The sequence below is a fragment of the Citrobacter sp. Cpo030 genome, assembly GCF_030333005.1.
GTDB lineage: Bacteria > Pseudomonadota > Gammaproteobacteria > Enterobacterales > Enterobacteriaceae > Citrobacter > Citrobacter portucalensis.
Genome location: NZ_JAOWGT010000012.1, coordinates 1 through 3,691, shown reverse-complemented (window position 1 = coordinate 3,691; position 3,691 = coordinate 1). Strand labels below are relative to the sequence as shown.

At 47.1% G+C, this 3,691-nt stretch carries 4 protein-coding genes and 2 pseudogenes; 4 read left to right on the top strand and 2 right to left on the bottom strand.

Annotation, left to right across the window (positions count from 1 at the left end; translation table 11 throughout):
* From OGY37_RS00150 to OGY37_RS23335, 4 genes and pseudogenes are all read left to right on the top strand, one after another.
* The coding region (locus OGY37_RS00150) for a hypothetical protein (RefSeq protein ID WP_286619758.1) at positions 1–1,004 on the top strand (1,004 nt) is incomplete at its 5' end.
* A gap of 3 nt (positions 1,005–1,007) precedes the next feature.
* Complete coding sequence (locus OGY37_RS00145; RefSeq protein ID WP_151237227.1) at positions 1,008–1,538, top strand: tail fiber assembly protein; 531 nt, start codon at positions 1,008–1,010, stop codon at positions 1,536–1,538.
* 3 nt (positions 1,539–1,541) lie between these two features.
* A pseudogene (locus OGY37_RS23340) lies at positions 1,542–1,961 on the top strand (phage tail fiber protein); the annotation flags it as partial.
* A gap of 9 nt (positions 1,962–1,970) precedes the next feature.
* Complete coding sequence (locus OGY37_RS23335; RefSeq protein ID WP_172725526.1) at positions 1,971–2,144, top strand: tail fiber assembly protein; 174 nt, start codon at positions 1,971–1,973, stop codon at positions 2,142–2,144.
* Here OGY37_RS23335 and OGY37_RS00135 read toward each other — a convergent pair.
* On the bottom strand, positions 2,116–2,655 hold the full coding sequence (locus OGY37_RS00135) for a tail fiber assembly protein (protein ID WP_057068793.1): 540 nt from the start codon (positions 2,653–2,655) through the stop codon (positions 2,116–2,118). The two genes, OGY37_RS23335 and OGY37_RS00135, sit on opposite strands and share 29 nt — an antisense overlap.
* Before the next feature lie 11 nt (positions 2,656–2,666).
* A pseudogene (locus OGY37_RS00130) lies at positions 2,667–3,691 on the bottom strand (hypothetical protein); the annotation flags it as partial.

The following is a 3,691-nucleotide window of genomic DNA, read 5'->3' as shown; positions in this document are numbered from 1 at the left end:
TTGGTTTAGTAGAAACCATAAGTCGCGCCGCCGGGGCACTGCAAAAAGGCCAGAACGGCGCGGATGTGCCACAACCGGATTGGTTTGTACGTAATATCGGAGCTGCGAGGGCTTTCAGCGGAACTGTAAGCATCGGCGGGGGTGGGAACTGGACAACAGCAGAGTTTATCGTCTGGCTTGAAAATCAGGGGGCATTTAATCATCCGTACTGGATGTGCAAGGGGTCATGGTCTTACGGCGAGAACCGAAGCATCACTGATACAGGGTGCGGAATTATTCAGTTAGCCGGTGCGGTCGTTGAGGTTTTGGGCGTTCGTGGTGCGATGACCATTCGTGTTACGACAGCAACAGCCTCAACGGGTGGAGTTACCAGCGCTCAGTTTACCTACACTAATCATGGTGATGACTATTGGCCAGGCTGGCGGCGTGATTTTAATACAGCAAACAAGCCAACATCTGAAGATGTTGGAGCGCTGCCAATAACAGGAGGTTATTTACGGGGCGAACTTTGTTTTTTATTTCAAGGCGAAAGAAATCAAGTTGGCTGCTTAATAAAACATGTTGATGTAAACAAGGTTCTGGCTTGCGCATATGGTTATTATCAGGACAGGTTTGATATTCATTTTTATGACGAAAAAGGGGCGTGGGTATCAAATCCATTTACTGTTAGCAGGAATGGTAATGCAATTGTTTCAGGTGATTTAAGTGCCGGTGCGGTTTTTGATGCAGGACGGCGGGTTTATTCACCCAACAATCCACAACCTATTAGCTTTGAAGGTTACGCAACACAGGCATGGGTATTGCAAAATTTTGTCCAGAATATCCGACAATCAGGCGTGACTTATATTGGCGCAGAGGAAAACTCAGGTCAGCGCCTGGTGCCAGCCGGAGGTGTGTTAATTGGCTCTCAGGTCAATGGGAAATGGGACAATAACGAGGGGTTTTATTACACCTGGATTCAGCAGAATATCAACGGTAACTGGCTCACAATTGGACGGGTATAAATAATGCAGTTTTTTAAAAAATTTACTCGCTATCATCCTGTGGAAGGTGAACAGGCTGAATTAGCAGAAAAGCACAACGTAATGTTTTTGCAGTCAGAAGATGGAACGGACTGGTATGAAGCACAGAAGAAATTTGCCACAGATACAATGAAACTTGTCATTGATGACGAGGGAATTATACGCTCTTTTTCCCGTGACATAACGACGCTCTGGCCTGTAGAAAAAAGTGTTGCAGAGGTGGCGTACACCACGTTATTCGATGACGTTTGGATCGATGGCGGCTGGCAGTATCGGGACGGGAAAGTATCTCCTCGTGTTTATACGCTGGCTGAGTTAGTTGAGCAGGCCGAAAGAAAAAAAACCAGCCTGCTGGCAGAGGCTATGACGGCAATAGCTCCGCTTGAACGGGCGGTAAAACTGGGTATTGCTACCAGTGAAGAAACTGGCTTGCTTGAAACCTGGGAACGCTACAGCGTCATGGTGAATCGGGTAGATACCTCAAAACCCGAATGGCCTACGCCTCCTGGGAGCTAAAACGTTGGCTTAGTAGAAACCATAAATCGCGCCGCCGGGGCACTGCAAAAATCAGGCGATCACATGACTGGTGGTATGACATTTGATAATGACTCTATCCTTGCCTGGGTTAGAAACACTGATTTTGCGAAGATCGGGTTCAAAAATGAATCGGATTCAGACGCTGATTCTTATATGTGGTTTGAAACAGGTGATAATGGGGACGAGTATTTCAAATGGCGTACTGTTGCAGGTAATACAACCAAAGACCTTATGACGCTTAAATTTGGTCTTTTGAATGTTCTCGTTGGCGCTGTTATTAATGGGAGCCTGGGAATTGGAACAACGAACGCCCTCGGCGGTAACTCAATTGCTTTGGGCGACAACGACACCGGTTTTAAACAGAATGGTGACGGCGTTCTTGATGTTTATTCCAATAAACGCGACCGCCGCATGGCAGAAGCTACAGCGCGTATTGACTGGCTGGACGCAGCACAAAAAGACGGAGATATCACAGGTGAGGAAGAAGCCGAACTGGCGGCGCTACGGGCTTATCGTACCGCGCTACGCCGCCTTGACTTAACTACAGCACCAGATGTTAAGTGGCCTGAATATTCGGTGGCGTAGGCCATTCAGGTTTTGACGTGTCTACTCGATTAAGCAAAACACGGTATTTCTTCCACGCCAGCAGAAGAACGGTTTCATTTTCCGTAGCCATATCTAAGTCCACGGCATCTTGTAAGGGGGCTATAGCGGATGTTGCATGTGACAAACGCGACAACTTTTCGCCTTCAGCCTTAGCTGTTTGCTCTTCCTGAGAGTACAGGCGAGGAATGATTTCACCATCAATAAATTGCCACGTATTGTCATCAGTAAGTGTTTCGGGAATCATGCTGAGACTCATCTCAACAACCGAACAACCGTAAGGTACTAATGTTGAGACATCGGTTGAATAACCAACAATAACATTGCTGTTGTCATAAACAATTTTCATTGTACCTGGCTCGAACCGTGTCTGTGCGTCGTACCAATCTACTCCGTCCTGAGAACGCAGAAATAAAGCTGAGAACTCAGTATTCAACTCTGCGTTTTCTTTCGACACAGGTGTATATTCAGTAAAATTCTTTAAATGAATCATTTTCCCACTCCTTACATGCGCCCAATGGTCACCCACGACCCGCGGACTTTCTTCTGTAACCATGTGTATTTCAGTATTTCGTTGTTATCCCAGTTCCCGTTAACGATAGCACCAACCACCACACCACCTGCGGGGGCCTGGGTGTTGGCATCAGACCCTACACTCAGATTCATAATCCCTGACTGACGGATATCCTCGACAAAGTTTTGTAATACCCATTGTTGCGTGGCGTAAGCCGACAAATCTGTGGCTGGCGGTGGGTTTGCCGTGTTGTAGTCGATAACCCACGGCGTACGTTCGGACATGTCTCCATTCCACGTCTGGCGGCTGGCACTCACCCCATGATGAGAGAAATATTGCTGTAGCCAGACGCCACCTGAACGCGCAACGAACATAAAACCATAGCTATACAACCTGTTACCATTTGGGTATTTGGGGAAATCAGCTACCGTGTCAGGGTTTGCAACGTCTACCATCCACCATCCCGGCGTGTTGGCAGAAGCCATAGAGCCGTTATTTACAATTCTTCCAATGGGGTCTCGCGGAATTGCACCAATATCGGTTGCAGTTGCAGGTATTTTTAACACCTGCCATGCTCTTGATGTACCCGCCTGCATTCTCCACACTAGATAACTTACATTTGTGTCGTATTTGGAGAGCAAAAGAGCACAGTCATTTTTTGTGTCACGAATACCAACAACATTCACATAAACATACGTATTTGCAAACTCAGGCATTCCCGGCGGGAAATTAATCGCTGAATTGGTTTCAATAAACAGAGTTTCACCGGCAGCAAAGCCATACTGATAAAAATCGAATCCGCGAAGTACGGGAATTATCCCTTTACCCAGCCCTCGATCTCCTACTTTAAGAACGCGTCCGGCAGTATCGTCAGTTATTGACGTTGTTAGAGTCGCTGTTGCTGCGGTGCTGAGTTGAAGGGCGTTACGAGCCTGTGCCTTATCCGGAATGTCATTCAGGTTCTGGTCTTTTTGCAGTGAGCCAGCAGCGCGGTTTATGGTTTCTACTAAACCAA

What these genes read in the sequence shown, in the direction of transcription:
- OGY37_RS00145 (WP_151237227.1), top strand. Translation starts at nt 1,008, where the DNA reads ATGCAGTTTTTTAAAAAATTTACTCGCTATCATCCTGTGGAAGGTGAA.
- OGY37_RS23335 (WP_172725526.1), top strand. Translation starts at nt 1,971, where the DNA reads ATGGCAGAAGCTACAGCGCGTATTGACTGGCTGGACGCAGCACAAAAA.
- OGY37_RS00135 (WP_057068793.1), bottom strand. Translation starts at nt 2,655, where the DNA reads ATGATTCATTTAAAGAATTTTACTGAATATACACCTGTGTCGAAAGAA.